19 protein-coding genes are annotated in these 18604 nt (G+C 72.0%); 8 read left to right on the top strand and 11 right to left on the bottom strand.

Annotated elements, in window-relative coordinates:
• Positions 1-89: 89 nt before the first annotated feature.
• The 4 genes from purM to ACRAWC_RS14300 all read right to left on the bottom strand — a co-directional run bounded on the left by purM (position 90) and on the right by ACRAWC_RS14300 (position 3855).
• Positions 90-1211 carry a phosphoribosylformylglycinamidine cyclo-ligase gene (gene purM, locus ACRAWC_RS14315; RefSeq protein ID WP_431348327.1) on the bottom strand — a complete coding sequence of 374 codons (1122 nt, stop codon included), beginning with the start codon at positions 1209-1211 and terminating at the stop codon, positions 90-92.
• 58 nt (positions 1212-1269) lie between these two features.
• Entirely contained in the window at positions 1270-2868 is a 1599-nt protein-coding gene (gene purF / locus ACRAWC_RS14310; protein ID WP_431348326.1) for an amidophosphoribosyltransferase, read from the bottom strand.
• A 33-nt stretch (positions 2869-2901) separates the two neighbouring features.
• Positions 2902-3381, bottom strand: a complete 480-nt coding sequence (locus ACRAWC_RS14305; RefSeq protein WP_431348325.1) for a hypothetical protein — start codon at positions 3379-3381, stop codon at positions 2902-2904.
• 117 nt (positions 3382-3498) lie between these two features.
• The gene (locus ACRAWC_RS14300; protein ID WP_431348324.1) at positions 3499-3855 is read right to left on the bottom strand and encodes a sterol carrier family protein; all 357 of its coding nucleotides are present in this window, start codon (positions 3853-3855) and stop codon (positions 3499-3501) included.
• 72 nt (positions 3856-3927) lie between these two features.
• Between ACRAWC_RS14300 and purD the strand changes: the two genes are divergently transcribed.
• A complete protein-coding gene (gene purD, locus ACRAWC_RS14295; RefSeq protein WP_431348323.1) occupies positions 3928-5190 on the top strand; it encodes a phosphoribosylamine--glycine ligase in 1263 nt (420 codons plus the stop codon).
• 80 nt (positions 5191-5270) lie between these two features.
• Here the strand turns inward: purD and ACRAWC_RS14290 are convergent, their stop codons facing one another.
• Positions 5271-6515 carry an FAD-binding protein gene (locus ACRAWC_RS14290; protein ID WP_431348322.1) on the bottom strand — a complete coding sequence of 415 codons (1245 nt, stop codon included), beginning with the start codon at positions 6513-6515 and terminating at the stop codon, positions 5271-5273.
• A gap of 169 nt (positions 6516-6684) precedes the next feature.
• On the opposite strand from ACRAWC_RS14290, the gene ACRAWC_RS14285 reads away from it, so the two are divergent.
• The 3 genes from ACRAWC_RS14285 (at position 6685) to ACRAWC_RS14275 (ending at position 8574) form a co-directional block, all read left to right on the top strand.
• The gene (locus ACRAWC_RS14285) at positions 6685-7152 is read left to right on the top strand and encodes a DUF6325 family protein (RefSeq protein WP_431348321.1); all 468 of its coding nucleotides are present in this window, start codon (positions 6685-6687) and stop codon (positions 7150-7152) included.
• Between the two features lie 26 nt (positions 7153-7178).
• Entirely contained in the window at positions 7179-7490 is a 312-nt protein-coding gene (locus ACRAWC_RS14280) for an SHOCT domain-containing protein (protein ID WP_431348320.1), read from the top strand.
• Between the two features lie 148 nt (positions 7491-7638).
• Positions 7639-8574: a phosphoribosylaminoimidazolesuccinocarboxamide synthase gene (locus tag ACRAWC_RS14275; RefSeq protein WP_431348319.1), complete on the top strand. Its 936-nt coding sequence runs from the start codon at positions 7639-7641 to the stop codon at positions 8572-8574.
• Here the strand turns inward: ACRAWC_RS14275 and ACRAWC_RS14270 are convergent.
• Complete coding sequence (locus ACRAWC_RS14270) at positions 8538-10436, bottom strand: heavy metal translocating P-type ATPase (RefSeq protein ID WP_431348318.1); 1899 nt, start codon at positions 10434-10436, stop codon at positions 8538-8540. The two genes, ACRAWC_RS14275 and ACRAWC_RS14270, sit on opposite strands and share 37 nt — an antisense overlap.
• Before the next feature lie 142 nt (positions 10437-10578).
• Here ACRAWC_RS14270 and ACRAWC_RS14265 point away from each other — a divergent pair, with 142 nt between their 5' ends.
• Together ACRAWC_RS14265 and ACRAWC_RS14260 are read left to right on the top strand one after the other, a co-directional pair.
• Positions 10579-11274: an RraA family protein gene (locus ACRAWC_RS14265; RefSeq protein ID WP_431348317.1), complete on the top strand. Its 696-nt coding sequence runs from the start codon at positions 10579-10581 to the stop codon at positions 11272-11274.
• 33 nt (positions 11275-11307) lie between these two features.
• Positions 11308-12210, top strand: coding sequence for a VOC family protein (locus ACRAWC_RS14260; RefSeq protein WP_431348316.1), 903 nt, complete (start codon positions 11308-11310; stop codon positions 12208-12210).
• A gap of 104 nt (positions 12211-12314) precedes the next feature.
• On the opposite strand, the gene ACRAWC_RS14255 is transcribed toward ACRAWC_RS14260, so the two are convergent.
• Both ACRAWC_RS14255 and ACRAWC_RS14250 read right to left on the bottom strand, forming a co-directional pair.
• Complete coding sequence (locus ACRAWC_RS14255) at positions 12315-14111, bottom strand: DHA2 family efflux MFS transporter permease subunit (protein ID WP_431348315.1); 1797 nt, start codon at positions 14109-14111, stop codon at positions 12315-12317.
• 13 nt (positions 14112-14124) lie between these two features.
• Positions 14125-14706, bottom strand: coding sequence for a PadR family transcriptional regulator (locus tag ACRAWC_RS14250; RefSeq protein ID WP_431348314.1), 582 nt, complete (start codon positions 14704-14706; stop codon positions 14125-14127).
• Between the two features lie 295 nt (positions 14707-15001).
• Between ACRAWC_RS14250 and ACRAWC_RS14245 the strand changes: the two genes are divergently transcribed.
• Both ACRAWC_RS14245 and ACRAWC_RS14240 read left to right on the top strand, forming a co-directional pair.
• Complete coding sequence (locus ACRAWC_RS14245) at positions 15002-15310, top strand: hypothetical protein (protein WP_431348313.1); 309 nt, start codon at positions 15002-15004, stop codon at positions 15308-15310.
• Between the two features lie 33 nt (positions 15311-15343).
• Entirely contained in the window at positions 15344-15880 is a 537-nt protein-coding gene (locus ACRAWC_RS14240; protein ID WP_431348312.1) for a MarR family winged helix-turn-helix transcriptional regulator, read from the top strand.
• Between the two features lie 27 nt (positions 15881-15907).
• On the opposite strand, the gene ACRAWC_RS14235 is transcribed toward ACRAWC_RS14240, so the two are convergent.
• Genes ACRAWC_RS14235 through ACRAWC_RS14225 form a run of 3 tightly spaced genes read right to left on the bottom strand, consistent with a single transcriptional unit; the run spans position 15908 to position 18598 of the window.
• Positions 15908-16519: a uracil-DNA glycosylase gene (locus ACRAWC_RS14235; protein WP_431348311.1), complete on the bottom strand. Its 612-nt coding sequence runs from the start codon at positions 16517-16519 to the stop codon at positions 15908-15910.
• A gap of 25 nt (positions 16520-16544) precedes the next feature.
• Positions 16545-17711, bottom strand: a complete 1167-nt coding sequence (locus ACRAWC_RS14230; protein ID WP_431348310.1) for an alcohol dehydrogenase catalytic domain-containing protein — start codon at positions 17709-17711, stop codon at positions 16545-16547.
• On the bottom strand, positions 17708-18598 hold the full coding sequence (locus ACRAWC_RS14225) for a phosphonatase-like hydrolase (protein WP_431348309.1): 891 nt from the start codon (positions 18596-18598) through the stop codon (positions 17708-17710). The genes ACRAWC_RS14230 and ACRAWC_RS14225 overlap by 4 nt, the downstream gene beginning before the upstream one ends.
• Between the last annotated feature and the right edge of the window lie 6 nt (positions 18599-18604).

Below are 18604 nucleotides of genomic sequence, written 5' to 3'. Positions count from 1 at the left end.
TGCCCGAGAGAGCCGGATCGCGGTCGGCGGAGGAGATCGGCGCGCGATCCGGGGAGGAGTCCTCCCGCGACGACAGCAGCGGCTGCGACTCAGCCGGCGTACGCCCCGACCAGTCGCACCGCGCCGCCGTCGACGCCCTTCGCGCCCTGCTCGAACCCGGCCAGATCGCGCGTCGCCGTCGACACCACACCCGCTCGCCACGTCGGGATCCCGTCCGCCGTGATCGCTGCCGCGATCGCGTCCGCTGCCTCCCGCGCCACGACGGCGAACATCCCGATGCCGAGGTTCCAGGTGCCCTCCGACGACTCCAGGGAGCTGCCGGCGAGGTCGCTCAGCACGCGGAACACCGGGCTCGGCGACCATGTCGAGCGGTCGACCTCCACCCACGAGCCGACCGGGAGGACGCGCGCCAGGTTCGCGGCGATGCCGCCGCCGGTCACGTGGCTGAGCGAGTGGACGGCGCCCGCGAACGACGGGGTCCCGAGCATGCGCAGCAATGGCGACGTGTAGAGGCGCGTCGGCTCCAGGAGGGCCTCGCCCACCGTGCCGCCGAACTCGTCCAGCGTGTCGGTGAAGGCGATGCCGCGCTGGGCGAGGATGTGACGAACGAGCGAGAAGCCGTTCGAGTGGATGCCGGACGACGCCAGCGCCAGCACCACGTCGCCGTCGCGGACGCGCTCCGCGCCCAGCAGCTCGTCGGCCTCCACCGCGCCGACCGCTGCGCCCGCGACGTCATAGTCGTCCGGGCCGAGCAGGCCGGGGTGCTCGGCGGTCTCGCCGCCGACCAGCGCCGTGCCGGTCTCCTCGCAGGCGCGGGCGATGCCGGCGACGATCGCCGCGATGCGCTCGGGGACGACCTTGCCGCAGGCGATGTAGTCGGTCATGAACAGCGGACGCGCGCCCACCACGACGATGTCGTCGACGACCATCCCGACCAGGTCCTGGCCGATGGTGTCGTGCTTGTCGAGCGCCTGCGCGATCGCGACCTTGGTGCCGACGCCGTCGGTGGAGGTCGCGAGCAGCGGGCGGCGGAAGGCCTTCAGCGCCGACACGTCGAACATGCCCGCGAAGCCGCCGACCCCGCCCAGCACCTGCGGGCCCTGCGTGCGTGCGACTGCGGCCTTCATCAGCTCGACGGCGCGGTCGCCGGCAGCGGTGTCGACGCCGGCAGCGGCGTAGGAGGAGGACGAGGATGCGGTGGGCTCGGTCACTGCTCCATGGTATCCGGGCGCCTCAGTCGCCGCCGACCGCGACCGCCGGACGCGGGGACTACTCCTGCCGCCCCGGGTCCCCGAACGACAGCAGCCGCTCGTACTCGGAGTCCGGCCCCGGCTCGCAGCCGTCGCTCGACGCGTCCGCGCCGGTGTCGGTCGGCTCGACCGTCGCCGCGCGCTCTGCCGCGTCGTCCCCCGGACGCTCCAGAAGGTTCTTGCCGAGGTGGTGCGCGTCGGGCAGCGGGATCGGGTACACGCCGGTGAAGCATGCGGTGCACAGGCGCTCGCGCGGCTGGTCGGTCGCGGCGATCATCCCGTCCTCCGACAGGTAGCCGAGAGAGTCCGCGCCGATCGACTGGCGGACCTCGTCCACGCCGAGTCCGGTCGCGATCAGCTCCGCGCGGGAGGCGAAGTCGATGCCGTAGAAACAGGGCCAGGTGATGGGAGGGCTGGAGATGCGCACGTGCACCTCCGCCGCGCCGGCCTCCCGCAGCATCGAGACGAGCGCACGCTGCGTGTTGCCGCGCACGATCGAGTCGTCGACCACCACGAGGCGCTTGCCCTTGATGACCTCCTTGAGCGGGTTCAGCTTGAGCTTGATGCCGCGCTGGCGGATGGTCTGCGACGGCTGGATGAAGGTGCGGCCGACGTAGGAGTTCTTCACCAGGCCCTGGCCGAACGGGATGCCCGACGCCTGCGCGTAGCCGATCGCCGCCGGGGTGCCGGACTCGGGCGTCGGGATGACCAGGTCGGCCTCCACCTCGTGCTCGCGGGCGAGCCGGCGGCCCATCTCGACGCGCGCCTCGTAGACGCCACGGCCGGCGATGGTGGTGTCCGGCCGGGCCAGGTAGACGTACTCGAAGACGCAGCCGGCACGCTTCTCCTCGGCGAACCGCTGCGTGCGGAGGCCGTTCTCGTCGATCGCGATCAGCTCCCCGGGCTCCACCTCGCGCACGAAGCTCGCGCCGACGATGTCCAGCGCCGCGGTCTCGGATGCGACCACCCAGCCGCGCTCGAGGCGGCCGAGCACCAGCGGGCGGACGCCCTGCGGGTCGCGCGCCGCGTACAGCGTGTGCTCGTCCATGAAGACCAGGCAGAACGCGCCGCGCAGCCTGGGCAGGACCTCCACAGCCGTGGCCTCCAGCGTGTGGTCGAGGTCGCCGGTGAGCAGCGCCGTGACGACGGCGGTGTCGGTCGTGTTGCCGCGGGACAGCTCGCCGTCGAGCTGCGGGTAGCGGTCGTGCACGAGCTGCATGAGCTCGGCGGTGTTGGTCAGGTTGCCGTTGTGGCCCAGCGCGACGGTGCCGCTGGACGTGCGGCCGAGGGTCGGCTGCGCGTTCTGCCAGCTCGAGGCGCCGGTGGTGGAGTAGCGCGTGTGGCCGACGGCGATGTGGCCGGTCAGCGAGTTGAGCGCGTTCTCGTTGAACACCTGGGAGACGAGGCCCATGTCCTTGTAGATGAGGATCTTGCTGCCGTCGCTCGTCGCGATGCCCGCGGACTCCTGCCCGCGGTGCTGCAGGGCGTAGAGGCCGAAGTAGCTGAGCTTGGCGACCTCCTCGCCGGGCGCCCACACTCCGAAGACTCCGCAGGCGTCCTGCGGCCCCTTCTCACCGGGCAGAAGATCATGACTCAGACGACCGTCGCCTCCGGCCACAGCGGGCCCCTTTCTCGAGGAATATCGGGATGTTCAGCTGTCGACGGAGGGCCGCGAGCCGTTGCTCTGCGTCCCGTCCGCATCGGGACCCGGCTCCGCGCCGCGCTCGGTGTCGAGCTCGGCGCCGGTGTCGGGAAGGCGCACGTCGATTCTATCCGCCTGAACGGTGCGTGCCCGGCGGGTGACCGCGCGGTCGATCAGGAGGGCGACGAGAGCGCCGACGGCGACGCCGATCGTGGCGCAGATCGCCAGCAGGAAGCCGAAGACCTGGCCGCGGTCGTAGGTGGGGTTCGCCGGGAAGGCGAAGGTGAGGATGAGCGCGATGATGCCGAAGACGATCGCGCCGGTGAGCATGAAGCGGAAGTAGCGCGGCGAGCGGTGGACGCGCACCTGCGCCTCGGTGACCGTGGCGTCGACCTCGGGGTCCGGGGCGGGCTCGGGCTGCTCGGGCTCGGCGGCATCGGCGGCGCGCGCCTCGTCGGGCACGGCGGACTCCTCCGGGTTCGAGCTCATGCCCCCATTCTCGCGCACCGCACCTGAGCGGATGCCCACTGCGGAGAGGGGCGCAACATGCCGTTATCGCCGTCGGATGACGGCATGTTGCGACCCCTGCGCGGCCGGCGGCGGGGGTCAGAAGCGGAGCGGGAGGAGGCCGCCCAGGGTCGCGCGCTGGCCGGACGCGTGCACGGAGCCGGAGGCTAGCGCGTCCGGCCACGAGAGGCTCCCGGAGGCCAGCGCCAGCCAGGTCGCGGCGTCGGTCTCGATCACGTTCGGCGGCGTCCCGCGGGTGTGCCGCGGGCCCGGGATGCACTGCACGGCGCCGAACGGCGGGACCCGCACCTCCACCGTGTTGCCGGGCGCGCGCTCGGCCAGGAGCTGGAGCAGGTAGCGCACGGCTGTCGCGGTGGTGTTCCGGTCGGCGTCCTCCGCGAGCGCGCTGCGGACCGCCGTGCCGCCGACCTCGTCGGTGATCTTCGCTCTGGCCATGTGCTCCATCCTCGCACCCGGGTCGGACGGCCGGGTCTGACGCCCGGGTCCGCGCCCTCTAGCATGGGTCGCGTGAAGATTCTGGTCCTCGGTTCCGGTGCCCGCGAGCACGCCATCATCACCGCGCTCCTGGCCGAGGAGGCCGGGCACGCGATCGTCGCGGCCCCCGGCAACGCCGGGATCGCTGCCGACGTCCCCGTCGAGCCGGGCCTCGACCCGCTGGACGGCGCCGCCGTCGCCGAGTACGCGATCGAGCACGGGATCGACCTCGTCGTCATCGGCCCGGAGGCTCCGCTGGTCGCGGGCGTCGCCGACCCGCTGCGCACGCGCGGCATCCCGGTGTTCGGCCCCGGCCGCGCCGCCGCGCAGCTGGAGGGCTCGAAGACCTTCGCCAAGCGCATCATGGAGGAGGCCGGCGTGCCGACCGGACGCGCCGCCCGCGCGAGCACGCTCGCCGAGGCCGAGCGCGCGCTGGACGAGTTCGGTGCGCCGTACGTCGTGAAGGCCGACGGCCTCGCCGCAGGCAAGGGCGTCATCGTGACCTCCGACCGCGCCGCGGCCGTAGAACACGCGCGCCACTACCTGACGCAGGGCGGCGTGCTGATCGAGGAGTTCCTGGACGGCGAGGAGGTCTCGCTGTTCCTGGTCAGCGACGGCCACACCGTCCTGCCGCTGAGCCCGGCGCAGGACTACAAGCGCCTCCTCGACGGCGACGCCGGGCCGAACACGGGCGGGATGGGCGCCTACTCGCCGCTCCCCTGGCTGCCCGAGAACTTCGTGGACGAGGTCATCGACACCATCGCCCTCCCGACCGTCCGTCAGCTCGCGTCCGAGCAGACGCCGTTCATCGGCCTCCTCTACTGCGGCCTCATCCTGACGCCCCAGGGCATCCGCGTGATCGAGTTCAACGCGCGGTTCGGCGACCCGGAGACGCAGGTCGTCCTCCCACGGCTGCTGACGCCGCTGTCGTCGCTGCTCTACGCGGCTGCGACAGGCGAACTGTCCGGGATGCCGCGCCCCGAGTTCGCCTTCGACACGGCGGTGACCGTGGTGCTCGCCAGCGAGGGCTACCCGGAGGCTCCGCAGACAGGCCGGCCGATCACCGGGCTGGACGAGGCGGCGCAGGTCCCCGAGGTCACGATCGCGCACGCCGCGACCGCGCTGGATTCGGAAACGGGCGCGCTGCTCGCGACCGGAGGCCGGGTGCTCTCCGTCGTCGCCCGCGGCACGAGCTTCGACGAGGCGCGCGAGCGCGCGTACGACGCGGTCGCCCGCATCCACCTCCCCGGCGCCCAGTACCGCACCGACATCGCCGCCCGCGTATCCCGCTCCTAACCCCGTCCAACCATCTGTTCCTCACTTTCTCCCGCCCCGCAGCGGCGTGTTGCGGGAGAAAGTGAGGAAGCGATGGCTGCTTAGCCGAGGAGGCGGGTGAGGAAGGGGTTGCGGAAGCGGGAGTGGGGGTCGAGGGACGCTGCGAGGGCGCGGAAGTCGTCCAGCTTCGGGTAGAGGGCGGGGACGACGCCGTCGACATCGAGGTAGAGCTTGCCCCAGTGCGGGCGCGCACCGAGCGGCAGGAGCGCTGCCTCCAAGGCCGGGAGCACGGCCTCCACTCCGGCCTGGTCGCGGAACCACGTGAAGTGGAGACCGACCGCATCCGTGCCGTACGCGCTCGACAGCCACAGGTCGTCGGCCGCCACGGTGCGGATCTCGCTGATCTGCAGCAGCGGTGCGATGACCGGGGCGAGCTCGCGCACCGCCTGGATGGCCTCCACCGCGCGCGCCCGCGGCACCAGGTACTCGGACTGGATCTCTGCGCCGTTGGACGGCGTGAACTCGAACCGGAAGTGCGCGAGGCGCTCGCTCCACGGCCCGACGACGCCGAGCTGCTCGGTCGTGTTGCGGACGTCCATCGCCGCGATCATGTGCCGAGCCTCGGTGAGCGCCGGTGCGCCGAAGAAGTCGTCTCCGATCTCCGTCTCGGCGCCGTCCAGCTCCTTCAGCCAGGCGAGCGAGACGGTGTCCTCGTCCCAGGTCGTGAAGAGCGAGACGCTGTAGGCCGCCGAGGTGACCTCGTCGAAGCGGCCGGTCACGGCCTCCCACGGGACACCGCCGAACAGCCGCTGCCGCGCGTCGAAGGTCGGCCGGATGTCGAGCACGACGTCCGTCACGACGCCGAGTGCCCCGAGCGAGACCGCCGCGCCCTCGAAGCCGGCGTCGCCGCGCGCGAAGTCCACGAGCTCGCCCGAGCCGGTGAGGATGCGCAGCCCCGCGACCGCGGTCGACAGGTTGCCGTTGCGGTCCCCCGAGCCGTGCGTCGCGGTCGCGATCGCGCCGGCCACCGAGATGTGCGGAAGCGACGCGAGGTTGTGCAACGCCCAGCCGGCCGCCTGGAGATCGCGGGCCAGGTCCCCGTAGCGCACGCCTCCGCCCACGGTCACCGTGCGCGCCTCGGCGTCGATGCGGATGTCCGCCGGGAGGCCGGCGGTGCTGACCAGGACGCCCTCGGTGTCGGCCAAGTCGTTGAAGGAGTGCCTGCTGCCGAGCGCACGCACGGACGTCGCGCCCGTCACGAGCTCGCGGAGCTCGTCCACACTGGTCGGGCGCGCGATCCGCTGCGCCCGGTACTCGTGATTTCCTGCCCAGTTCTTCTCGCCCACCAGGGTCCCTTCTCGACGTCGACGGCGGTGTCCGCAGGGTTCCAGTCTAGAGATGTGACCGTGCACATTACGCGCCTTCCGGCGGCCGGAAATCGGTCATTGCCGGGCTGAGTACGCCTGTGTATCGTCTGCCGTGAAAGCGGGACCGGCCCGCTGACGGAGGCGTGAGATGGCTGAATTCGAGTACGGTCCGGCGGAGTTCATCGTCGCCCAGTTCGACAACGACAGGCCGTCGCCCGGGGTGGTCCAGGCCATCCTCGACCTGGTGGAGAGCGGCACAGTGCGCCTCCTGGATCTCGTTTTCGTGATGCGGCACGCCGACGGCGGGGCCGAGATCGTGGAACTGGAGGAGATCGGCGACGAGATCGGCATGGCCGATATCACCCTGGAGGCCGGCGGCCTCGCGGGCGGGGAGGATGTCGACTCGATCGCCGAGCTGATCGAACCGGGAACGACCGGCGCGATCATGGTGATCGAGCACCTCTGGGCAAAGGAGCTCGCCAGCAAGTTCTTCCAGGCGGGCGGCCTGGTGGTCCACAGCGAGCGCATCCCGGCGCCGGTCGTCAACGCGGTCGTGGCCGGGGAGTTCGAGGACTACCTGGAGTCCGACACCGATGTCGAGACGGTCGAGAGCTGAGGAGTGGGGACATGCCTTTAGGACGAATGGGACGCCCGGGACTGATCGGGATGGCGGCGCGCACCGCGGTCGTCGCCGGCACGGCCACGGCGGTGTCGGGGAACGTGCAGCGGCGTCAGGCGCAGCGCGCGGAGGACAAGTACGAGCAGCAGGCCGCCGAGCAGCAGCAGCAGCAGGCGCAGATGCAGCAGGCGGCGGCGCAGCAACAGGCCGCGGCGCCGGCGGCGGCTCCCGCTGACGACATGATGACGAAGATCCAGCAACTCGCCACGCTGCACTCGCAGGGGATCCTGTCCGACGAGGAGTTCACCGCCGCGAAGGCGAAGCTGCTGGCCTGACCGTGCACCCGCCGAGTACGTGGATCGTTCGCGTACTCGGCGGTTTTCGCGCGTACCCGGCGGCCGGCCTCGAGTTCGTCCACCCGCGCGACGAGCCGTGGCGTGGCTCGCATCTCCCGCGGCGTGTTCGGGAGGAAGCGCGGAAGCGATGGCCGGGCGGGGCGACCCCTACGATGGACGGGTGAGCGAACTGGCAGGCTGGAAGCACGTCTACTCCGGGAAGGTCCGCGACCTCTATGTCCCCGAGGGGGCGGACGGGCTGGACGACACCACCGCCGTCCTCGTCGTGGCCTCCGACCGGGTCAGCGCCTTCGACCACGTGCTCGAGCCGGGGATCCCGGGCAAGGGCGAGCTGCTCACCACGCTCAGCCTGTGGTGGTTCGACCGCCTCGGCAGCGTCCCGAACCACCTCATCCCGGACCATGTGCTGGACGGCGAGCGCGTCGTCGAGCGCATCCCCGCCGAGGTCGCAGGCCGCGCGATGCTCGTGAAGCCGCTGGACATGTTCCCGATCGAGTGCGTCGTCCGCGGCTACCTGACCGGCAGCGGCTGGGCCGAGTACCGGACGACGCAGAGCGTCTGCGGCGTCCCGCTCCCGGCCGGGCTCACGGACGGCGACCGGTTGCCGGAGCCGATCTACACGCCCGCGTGGAAGGCTCCGCTCGGCGAGCACGACGAGAACATCAGCTTCGAGCGCACGGTCGAGCTGGTCGGCGCGGAGGTCGCGGAGGAGCTCCGCCGGCTGTCGCTGGATGTGTACGCGCGCGGCGCGGCCATCGCCGAGGAGCACGGCGTCATCATCGCGGACACGAAGTTCGAGTTCGGCGCAGACCGCGCCACCGGGGAGATCACGCTCGCGGACGAGGTGCTCACCAGCGACTCCAGCCGCTACTGGGACGCCCGCGTGTTCGCCACGGCCGCGACGCCGGGCGAGCGGATGGCCAGCTTCGACAAGCAGATCGTCCGCGACTGGCTCGCCGCCAACTGGGACAAGCAGGGCACCCCGCCCGCGCTCCCCGCCGAGGTGGTGGAGCGCACAGCCGCCCGCTACCGGGAGCTGCTGGAGCGGCTGACCGGGGCGTAGGTCCCCGCGCGCGGGCCGGCCGCAGCCTCCCGCGCATCAAGGCGCCCTCCGATCGCCCGGAGCGCGGCGAGGATGGTCGCGAGGTCGACCAGCTCCTGGATGAGCGCACCCGCCGTCGCCGGGATGAAGCCGAACGCCGCGATCAGCATCAGCACGACCGAGACGACGATCCCGAGCCAGATGCTCTGGAGGGCGATGCGCACGGTGTCCTTGCCGATCCGGACGGCGCGGGCGACGCCGTGGATGTCGTCCACGAGGATCACCGCGTCGGCCGACTCGCTCGCCGCGGTGGCGCCTTTGGCGCCCATCGCGATGCCGACGTCGGCCGCGGCGAGCACGGGGGCGTCGTTCACGCCGTCACCGACCATGATCACGGGACGCTCCGCGACGCCCGCCACCTCGGCGACTTTGTCCGCCGGAAGGCACTCGGCGCGCACCCGGGTGATGCCGAGTTCGGCAGCAATGTGCTCCGCCGTCTCCTGCGCGTCGCCGGTGAGCATCATCGTGTTCGTCACCCCGAGCGTTGCGAGCTCGCGGAGGGTGGCCGCCGCATTCCCTCGGAGCCGGTCCCTCGCCAGCAGCGCACCGGCGTATCGCCCGCCGACGGCGACGTAGACGGCCAGCTCGCCGGGTGCGATCGCAGTCCGCACCGCGTCGGGCACGTGCGACGCGACGAACGCGAACTTGCCGACCACCACCTCCCGGCCGTCGATCTCCGCCACGACCCCGTTCGTCGCGGCCTCCTGCGCAGAGGCCGCCTCGCGCAGTTCCAGCCCGCGCTCCCGCGCTGCCTGGATGAACGACGCCGCGAGCACGTGGGACGAGTACTGCTCGGCGCTGGCAACAGCGGCCAGGAGGCCGTCCTCGTCGAACGGCGGCTGCGGACGGATCTCGCTGAGCGCCGGGGCGCCTTGGGTGAGCGTGCCGGTCTTGTCGAACACTGCGGTGCGCGCCCGGGCGAGCTGTTCGAGCACGCCGCCGGACTTGACGATGATGCTGTTGCGCGCGCCACGGCTCATCCCGCCGATGAACGCGACAGGGGCCGCGATGAGCAGCGGGCACGGCGTCGCCAGGACGAGCACCTCTGCGAACCGCACAGCGTCGCCGCTCAGCCACCACGCCAGCGCGCCCAAGGCCAGCGAGAACACGGTGAACGGCACGGCGTAGCGGTCGGCAAGCCGGACGACCGGCGCCTTGCTCTCCGCCGCCTGCGCGACGAGCGCGATGATCTGCTGGTACTGCGACGAGGCGGCCGTCGAGGTCGCCCGCATCTCGACGGCCTCCTGCCCGTTCACGGAGCCGCTCAGGACCTCGTCGCCGGTCGATTTCTCCGCCGGGATGCTCTCGCCCGTGATCGACGCCTGGTCGAACGCCCCGCGCGCGGAGACCAGGACGCCGTCGACCGGCACGATCTCGGACGGCCGGACGAGCAGCGCGTCCCCCACCTTCACCTGATCGACCGGCACCTCCTGGTAGCCGCCGTCCACGACGAGATGCGCGAACTGCGGGGCGCGCGTGAGAAGGGCATCGAGCTCGCGTTTGGCCCGGCGGTTGGCGTAGTCCTCCAGCGCGTTGCCGCCGGTGAGCATGAGCACGACGAGCAGCGCGGCCACGAACTCGCCGACCAGCACCGTCGCGACGATCGCCGTGATGGCGAGGATGTCGAGGCCGAATCGGCCGTGCGCCATCGCGCGCAGCATCCCCACCGCCTGCCACGCAGCGACGACCAGCGCGTAGACGCTGAACAGCCACTGCACCAGCCAGCCCGCTCCCGCGAGCGCCAGTACGATGCCGACGACGCCGATTCCCAGCGTCAGCGTCACCACCCAGTACCGGCCGGCCAGCCGAACGATCCGTCTCATCGCGCCTCCCGGAACCATCCTTGGGCAGCCGACCGCTTCGGAGAAGACCCGAACTGGATCCGTGGAGAAGTCGCGCCGGTTATCGGGCTGTGGAGGACGTCGCATTCCCCCGCGCGCATGAGCGCGGCGGTAGCGTCGCGACATGGACACCAACGGCACCGCCGCATCCCTCCCCACCGCCGCCGTCGCCGACGCCGCGGTCCGCCTCGGCATCCCCGTCGGCACGGTGCCGGTTGCGCTCGTCCCGCTCCTCCCTGGCCGCCCCTTCCGCGGCCCCGCCGCGCCCGTCACCCACCTCGGCAGCGTCGACGTGCTCCTCGAGACCATCGACGACGCGCCTCCCGGCGCCGTGCTCGTCGTCGACAACGGCGGCCGGCGCGACGAGGCCTGCGTCGGCGACCTGATGCTGCTGGAGGCGCGGGAGGCGGGCCTCGCCGGTGCCGTGATCTGGGGCCTGCACCGCGACACCGCGCAGCTCCGGGAGATCGGCCTCCCGCTGTTCAGCCTCGGCGCGATCCCTTTCGGCCCGCGTCGGGTCCCATCTGCCGGGACCGCGATGCGCAGCGCCACGCTCGACGGCGTCGCGGTCGCGCCCACCGACTGGATCGTGGCCGACGACGACGGCGTGCTCGTGGTGGGCGCCGACCGCCGGGACGAGCTCTTCGCGGAAGCGCGACGCATCCAGACGGTGGAGGGAGCGCAGTCCGAGCGGATGCGTGCCGGTGCATCCCTGCGCACCCAACTCGACTTCGCCCGCTACCGCGAACTCCAGGCCGCCGACCCGTCGCTCACCCTGCGGCGCTACCTCGCCGAGACCGGCGGCGCGATCGAGACCTGAAATACCCCGGGCAGCTCCGGTGTTGCATTACCCATGCCCGAACTGCTCCCTGCCGACTCCGCGATGAGCGCCGTGACCCTCCGGGTCGCCGACCTCGACGCGATGACCGCCTACTACCGCGACGCCGTCACGCTCTCCGTGCTCGCCGCTGAGGGAGGCCGCGTCATCCTGGGCCGCGGCGCGACGCCCTCGGTGATCCTGGAGCATGCGCCGGAGCTCAAGCACGCCTCCCCCGGCGAGGCCGGCCTGTTCCACACGGCGATCGTGTTCGACAGCCAGGAGGCGCTCGCTGCGGCGGTCTACTCGGTCGCACGGCGCGCGCCCGGCACGTTCACCGGCAGCGCCGACCATCTCGTCTCGCAGGCCTTCTACTTCACCGACCCCGAGGGGAACGGCGTCGAGCTCTACTGGGACCGCGACCGCAGCCAGTGGAGCTGGACGCACGGTCAGGTGGAGATGGACACTCTCCACCTCGACCCGAACGCGTTCCTCCGCGAGCACCTCAGCGAACGCGGCGCGGCGCTGGCCGAGCTCCCCGCTCTGGACGGCTCGACGAACGCGGACGACCCGCGCTTCGGCGACGCCGTCGTCGGGCACGTGCACCTGTCCGTGGGCGACGTCGCGTCGGCGCGCACCTTCTACGTCGACCGGCTCGGGTTCGAGGCCACGGCCTCGCTCGGCTCGTCGGCCCTGTTCGTGTCGGCCGGCGGCTACCACCACCACATGGCGATGAACACCTGGAACAGCCGCGGCGCGGGCGTGCGACGGCTCGCGCTCGGGCTCGGGGAGGTGCAGCTCCGGCTCCCTGGCGCCGACGACGTGGGCGCGCTGACCGAGCGGATGCGGCACTACGGTGTGCCGACGCGGGATGACGGGCGGTCGGTGTCGTTCGACGACCCGTGGGCGAACGTCGTGCGGGTGGTCGCGGAGGCGTAGGCAGCGGAGGCGATCCGGCGCGCCACGCCGCCGGGACGCAGTGAAGGGAGGACTTCCGGGCCGGATGGGCCCAGGAGTCCTCCCTTCTTCACGCGATGGCGCCGTTAGTCGGTCGCGGGGGCGGCGTGGATGCCGTGGTGCTCCTCGCCGTCGCGGCCGCGGTCGGCGACCGGGTCGGCGGCGTGCGCGCCGTGCTGCACCGCATCGACCGGGCCGGCGGCCGCGTGCGCGCCGTGCTCCGGCGTGGTCGAGGCCACGTCCAGCGCTTCGCCCGCAGGTGCGCCGGGGACGCCGGCACCAGAGGCGTCGTCGGCCGCCGCCGCCGCCGCACCGCCATCGGCCACCGCACCCACCGCGACGGGCTCACCCGCGCCGGCCGGCCGCTCGGTCTCGGCGGGACGACCCGCCCCAGCGGCGCGCGGTCCCCACGCGGGCGGCTTCGGCTTCGCCCACCACACCACGACGAGCGCACCCAGGAAGGCCACCGCCGCGGGAAGGAGCAGAGCCTCCGACATCGCCTGGGTGAACCCGGCGTGCAGGAAGCTCGGCAACTCGGTTCCGGTGGTCGCGGTCGGGGCCGCACCGCTCGGAGCCTTCGGCAGGTCGGCTGCGAGGCGGCCGGTGATGAGCGCGGAGATCGATGCGCTTCCGAGCACGGCGCCGATCTGGCGTGTCGTGTTGAACACGCCGGAGCCGGCCCCCGCCTGGTTCATCGGGAGGTTGCGGGTGGTGACGGCCGAGATCGGCCCCCAGACGCCCGACATCGCGATGCCCATCAGCGCGCTCGGGATGAGCAGCCACCAGATGCTCACGTCCGGGGTCAGCATCCGCGAGTAGAGGAACAGCGACAGCGAGAACAGCACCAGCGCGGGCGTCGCGATGAACTTCGGGTTGATCTTGTCGATCAGCCGGCCCATGATCGGTGCGAGCACGCCGGAGAACACGGCGGTGGGGGCGAGCATCAGCGCGGACTGCGTCGGGGTGAGGCCGCGCACCGTCTGGAAGTAGAACACCAGCGGCAGGGCCATGCAGGTGACTGCGAAGCCCACGGTCGTGATGGCGCCGTTCGAGAGCGAGAAGTTGCGGTCGCGGAACAGCGGGAGCGGCAGCAGCGGCTCCTTCTTGTTCAGCGCCTGCCAGACCACGAACGCGGCCAGGACGACGATGCCGGCGATGATGAGACCCCAGACCGAGAACGGCCCGTCGCCGATGACGCCCCAGTTGTAGGTGCCGCCTTCCTGGATGCCGAACACCAGGAGGAACATGCCCACCGCCGAGAGCACGACGCCGAGGATGTCGAACGCGTGCGTGTGAGTCGGGAGCTTCGGGACGAGCCGCATCGCGAGGATGAAGGCCACGACGCCGACCGGGACGTTGATGAAGAAGATCCACTCCCAGCCGAGCCAGTCGACCAGCACGCCGCCGAGCAGCGGGCCGATCAGCGTGGCGACGCCGGCGACGGCGCCCCAGAGTCCCATGGCCGCGCCACGGCGGTCCGGCGGGAAGATGCGCGTGATGACGGCCATCGTCTGCGGGGTCATCAGGGAGGCGCCGAGGCCCTGGACGACGCGGGCGGTGATCAGCATCGCGATGCCGCCTCCCGCCATGACGCCGGAGAACCCGCACCAGGCCGAGGCGAGCGTGAAGATCACCAGGCCGATCAGGTACATGTTCTTCGGGCCGAAGCGGTCGCCGAGGCGACCGGTGATCAGCAGCGGAACGGCGTACGCGAGCAGGTAGGCGCTGGTGACCCAGATGACCGCGTTGTAGTCCGTACCGAGGTTGAGGCCCTTCATGATCGACGGGTTGGCGACCGACACGATGGTCGTGTCGATCAGGATCATGAAGAACCCGATGACGAGCGCCCAGAGGGCGGGCCAGGGCTTCAGTTCGCGTTCCATGTGATTCTTTCTCTCAGTGCTGCTTCTCCTCGTCCCAGGAGATGACTCCCGAGGCGAGGTCGTCGATGAGGGCTTCGAGGGCGGCGGCTTCGGCCTCCGCCGTCGTGCGCAGGTACCGCACGTCGAGCCAGTACTTCTCGGGCAGCCCCTTCGACCGGACACGGTGGATGCCGTCGTCGAGCAGGGCGATGTCGGCGCGCATGAGGCCGACGCGGTTGCGGAGGAGGTCGATCACGGTCTCGAGCGGGAGGTTGTGCGCCTCGCCGAGGCCGAGCGGGAACTCGGGGAACTCGTTGACCGGGGTCGCGATGATGTCCGCGACGCGTTCGCCGAGCGCCTTCGTGCCCTCCTCCGTGATCTCGTAGGTGGTGCGCTCCGGGCGGTTGCCCTCGCGCTCGGTGCCGGTCGCGCGCACGAGCCCCTGCCGGGCGAGGCGGTCGACCGTGTGGTAAAGCGAGCCCGGGCGCACCTTGACGAGCCGGTCCTCCGAGCGCAGCACGAGCGTCTGATACATCTCGTACGGGTGCGTCGGACCCTCGGCGAGCAGCGCGAGCGCTGCGACGGCGAGCGGGGTGAGGGACGGGGCGTGCGGCATGGGGTCTCGGAGGTTCTGTCGAGGCGATGATCGGAAAGGATTATTCCTTGTGGAATAGTACGCCCGGAGGATTCCTTGGTCAAGCGCTGCGAGGGACGTCGTTGTCACGATCCGCTTCTTAGCGGGCGGACGACAATAGCCGGATGTAACTAGCTGGTCTAGCTAAATCGTGTCCGTGGCGACCGATTCCCCCGCCCCACCGGGAAAAGAACTGTTCCACAAAATGGATAGCTAGTTATCCTAGCTATCGCTATACTCATCGCAGGTCCACTCGCCCCAGTGAAAGGACACCAGCATGGGCGCACTGATCTACGGCGGCCAATCGTTCGCGTTCGACGACCGGACGCTCGCGCACCTGCAGGCCGTCATCACCATGAAGCTCCGCCGGCGCGAGCCGTTCCTGCTGACCTGGTCACCGGAGGAGGCCGAGGGGATCGGCCGGCATGCCCTCTGGATCGACAACGCCATTCCCCTTCGCTACGAGTTCGCGTCCGCCGTCTCCGAACGTCTCGACGACCAGTGGCTGAACACGCTCGCCGACCTGGCGTCCCGGGCGAGCGGGCTCGTCGTGACGCCGCAACCGGCCGAACCCGCCGTCGTCTGACGCGGCGGAGCGACCCGGCCTATCATCGAAGCCATGACCACCGAGAAGGGTTCGGGTTCGACGCCATCCGCGTCCGGCAGGACGGACGCGGAACGACGACGCGCGCTCGACGTGCTGGAGGGCCTCCGGGGCTACCTGGTCGCCGAATCGGAGATGCAGCGCCGTTCCGAGAAGAGCATGAACCTGACGGTCAACGACATCTCCGCGCTGCGCTACCTCCTGCGGGCGCGCGAGCGCGGGATCGCAGTGGGCCCGAAGGAGCTCGGCGACTACCTCGGCATCCAGAGCTCCTCCGTCACCGTGCTACTCGACCGGCTCGAGAAGGGCGGCCACATCCGCCGTGAGCCCAGCCCGTTCGACCGCCGCGCGCTCATCATCGTGCCCGCGGTCCCGACCGACGAGCTCCATCGGGCGATCCTCGGCGATGTCCGGGAGGAACTGGTCGAGATCGCCGCGACGCTGGATGACGACCAGGCTCGGACAGTCGTCGGATTCCTCGACCGGCTCCGCGATGCGATCGACACCATCGACGATGTGACGACGCAGCAGCCCAAGCGCCCCGCGCGCTGAGCGCCCGCAGTCGCGGTCGCGCGGCGCTCAGCGTCCCAGCGCGTGGTTCAGTTCGATGAGCTGCTCGGCGAACAGCGCGGCGCCGCCCTGCGCGGGATGCCGGATCGCCGGGGCCTCCAGTCCGGCCGTCGCGATCGCACCTTGCGCCTTGCGTCCGACGGCGACGACGGTCTCGATCTCCAGCGCCCGGATCAGCTCCAGCGCGACCGGCGCTCCGGCGCGCACCTCGGCGGGCCGCGGCGTGCGGTTGCTGTGCGGCGTGCCCGCGACGAACGGGTGCAGCGGATAGACCGGCCACGACAGCGGAACCGGCCCGCGCCAGTCCTTCAGCGTCGCCCAGACCACCCGGCTGGAGGCCTCCCACGGCGCCTGCGGATGCGCGGGCAGCTCCAGCCCGGGCACGACCCCCGCCTCGGCCTCGCGCGCCGACACGAACGGGACGCCGGTCACCGTCATCCCCCGCCAGCCGGGCGCCTCGCCCAGCAGCAGTACGGGCGCGTGCGGCATCGCGAAATACCGCCGCAGATTGCGCTCTCGCCGCCGGCCCTCCGGATCGTCGCCGTACAGGGCCTCGGCATCCACCGGCTCGGGAAGCGCGCGCAGCAGTTCGAAGAAGCGGGCGAAGGGGTCGGCGGCCATCCCCCTACGATGCCACGATCGCCGGTCAGCGCGGCCGGACGGCGACCCGGGCGAACCCGGTCACCGTCAGCGCCGCGTCCACCTCCGCGAGCGGGAACACCGCGCCGACCTGCTCGGCGAACGGATACTTCGTGCCGGCCTCCGCGAGGAAGCGCACCGCCTGCTCCAGGTGGCGCGGCGCGTAGTTGTGGACTCCGCGGACGGTGAGCAGGCGCCGGACGAGCTGCTCCGGCACGAGCGGCAACTCCGGGCCGTCCGACAGCGAGCCCGCGAGGACCAGGACGCCGCCGACGTCGACCACGGGCAGCAGCGACCGCACGGCCGACGGGTTGCCGGAGAACTCCAGGGCGATCGTGGGCGCCGACGCCCGGCCGCCGGCCTTCGCCAGGGCCGCCGCCAGGCCCGCGCGGGAGTCCGGCGCGGCGCGCGGGTCGGCGACGGCCGCGGCGCCGAACAGCCGGGCGGCCTCCCGGCGCTCGGGGACGGGATCGCTGACGACGACCTTCGCCCCGGCCTCCGTCGCCATCGCCGACGCGGTCAGGCCGAGCATCCCGGCGCCGGTGATCAGGACGAGCGCGCCGTCGAGGGGGACGATCGCGCCGGCGGCCTCGAGTGCCGCGGCGACGGTCGCCGTCGTGCAGGATGCGGGCGCGAGCACGGCTGCGGGAAGCTCGTCCGGCACCGTCACGATCGGCGTGCCGTCGAGGAGGTGCGTGTGGGTCGCGAATCCGCCCGAGAGCTCCCAGCCGCGCCGCATCCGCGCGTGGCCGTACTTCTGGAGGTGGACGCAGCGCTGCGGCAGGCCCCGGCGGCAGCGCGCGCAGCGGCCGCACGGCACGGCGACTGACCACACGACACGTTCGCCGAGCGCCACGCGACGCCCGTCGGTCGTCTTCGCGCCGCCGCGGCCGAGCGCGACGACGCGGCCGACCTGCTCGTGGCCGAGCACGAGCGGTGTCGGCGCGAGGCGGTGGCCCAGCGCCGTGTGGATGTCCGAACCGCACACCGTCGCCAGCTCGACCTCCACGAGGGCGTCGCCCGGCGCCAGCCGCACTCCGGGGACGGCCACGGCCTCCTGCCGGTGCCCGACACCCTGCCACACCATCGCGGTCGCCGACGGGAACACGCTCACCCCCATCCCCAGGCTCGCCGGCGGCTCGACGACGCGCGGGGTCACTGCTTTGATGGTCACTGCCGGGTCAGCCCCTCCGGCTGGCCGAAGTCCTGCTCGTCCGGGTCGCCGAACTCGCGCTCCAGCTCGTCGGCGCGCTCCAGCTCGTCGGCGCGCTCCAGCTCATCCAGGCCGAGCAGCTCCGCCAGGTCGGCGATGCCGGCGATGACCGCGTCCGCGCCCGCGTCGATGAGGGTGTCCTCGTCGTGGGCGCCGGTCAGCACGCCGACGACGAGGCCTGCGCCGGCGGCGAGACCGGACGCGATGTCGCTCGCGGTGTCGCCCACCACGACCATCCCCTCGACGCTCGACGCTCCGGTGCGGAGCAGCGCCGTGAGCGGCAGGTCGGGGTAGGGCCGTCCACGGCCGGCCTCAGACGGGCTCAGCGTGAGGTCGGCGAGGTCGCGCCAGCCGAGGGCGTCGAGCACCGTGTCGTGCGTCGCGCGGGAGAAGCCGGTGGTGAGCACCACGGCGACACCGAGCGACTGGAGGCGCCGGATGAGGTCCTCGGCGCCGGGGACCGGGCGGAGGCCCTGGTCGGCGACGAGCTCGGCGTAGGCGGACTCGAAGACGGCGTTGGCGTGCTCCGCCTGGTCCTCGTCGTCCGTGAGCGCAGAGAAGACGGCGAGCTTCGGCTGTCCCGTCGTGGCGTGCGCGAACGCCCGCGCGCGGCTCTGCTCGTCGTCGGTGACGGCGAGGCCGACCGCGTCGAGGGCACGCAGGAAGGCACGCTCGACGAGGCCGTCGTCCACGACGGTGGTGCCTGCGAGGTCGAGCACGACGAGCTCGAGGTCCGCGAGAGCGTCCGGGTCGTCGGCGTCGACAGCGACGACCGCGGCGGCGTCGACCTCGGTGTCGATGATGGCGGCGTCGTCGAACTCGCTCGTGATGAGGCCTTCAGGAGACATGGCCGG

The organism is Leifsonia sp. L25 (genome assembly GCF_050632895.1).
Note: the sequence above shows the minus strand (reverse complement) of the source record. Positions and strands in the feature narration are given on the sequence as shown.

Bases quoted from the DNA above. Each gene is read 5' to 3' on its own strand.
- ACRAWC_RS14305 (WP_431348325.1), bottom strand. From the start codon at position 3,381: ATGAGCTCGAACCCGGAGGAGTCCGCCGTGCCCGACGAGGCGCGCGCC.
- ACRAWC_RS14300 (WP_431348324.1), bottom strand. From the start codon at position 3,855: ATGGCCAGAGCGAAGATCACCGACGAGGTCGGCGGCACGGCGGTCCGC.
- ACRAWC_RS14285 (WP_431348321.1), top strand. From the start codon at position 6,685: ATGGCTGAATTCGAGTACGGTCCGGCGGAGTTCATCGTCGCCCAGTTC.
- ACRAWC_RS14280 (WP_431348320.1), top strand. From the start codon at position 7,179: ATGGGACGCCCGGGACTGATCGGGATGGCGGCGCGCACCGCGGTCGTC.
- ACRAWC_RS14275 (WP_431348319.1), top strand. From the start codon at position 7,639: ATGGCCGGGCGGGGCGACCCCTACGATGGACGGGTGAGCGAACTGGCA.
- ACRAWC_RS14270 (WP_431348318.1), bottom strand. From the start codon at position 10,436: ATGAGACGGATCGTTCGGCTGGCCGGCCGGTACTGGGTGGTGACGCTG.
- ACRAWC_RS14265 (WP_431348317.1), top strand. From the start codon at position 10,579: ATGGACACCAACGGCACCGCCGCATCCCTCCCCACCGCCGCCGTCGCC.
- ACRAWC_RS14260 (WP_431348316.1), top strand. From the start codon at position 11,308: ATGCCCGAACTGCTCCCTGCCGACTCCGCGATGAGCGCCGTGACCCTC.
- ACRAWC_RS14255 (WP_431348315.1), bottom strand. From the start codon at position 14,111: ATGGAACGCGAACTGAAGCCCTGGCCCGCCCTCTGGGCGCTCGTCATC.
- ACRAWC_RS14250 (WP_431348314.1), bottom strand. From the start codon at position 14,706: ATGCCGCACGCCCCGTCCCTCACCCCGCTCGCCGTCGCAGCGCTCGCG.
- ACRAWC_RS14245 (WP_431348313.1), top strand. From the start codon at position 15,002: ATGGGCGCACTGATCTACGGCGGCCAATCGTTCGCGTTCGACGACCGG.
- ACRAWC_RS14240 (WP_431348312.1), top strand. From the start codon at position 15,344: ATGACCACCGAGAAGGGTTCGGGTTCGACGCCATCCGCGTCCGGCAGG.
- ACRAWC_RS14235 (WP_431348311.1), bottom strand. From the start codon at position 16,519: ATGGCCGCCGACCCCTTCGCCCGCTTCTTCGAACTGCTGCGCGCGCTT.
- ACRAWC_RS14225 (WP_431348309.1), bottom strand. From the start codon at position 18,598: ATGTCTCCTGAAGGCCTCATCACGAGCGAGTTCGACGACGCCGCCATC.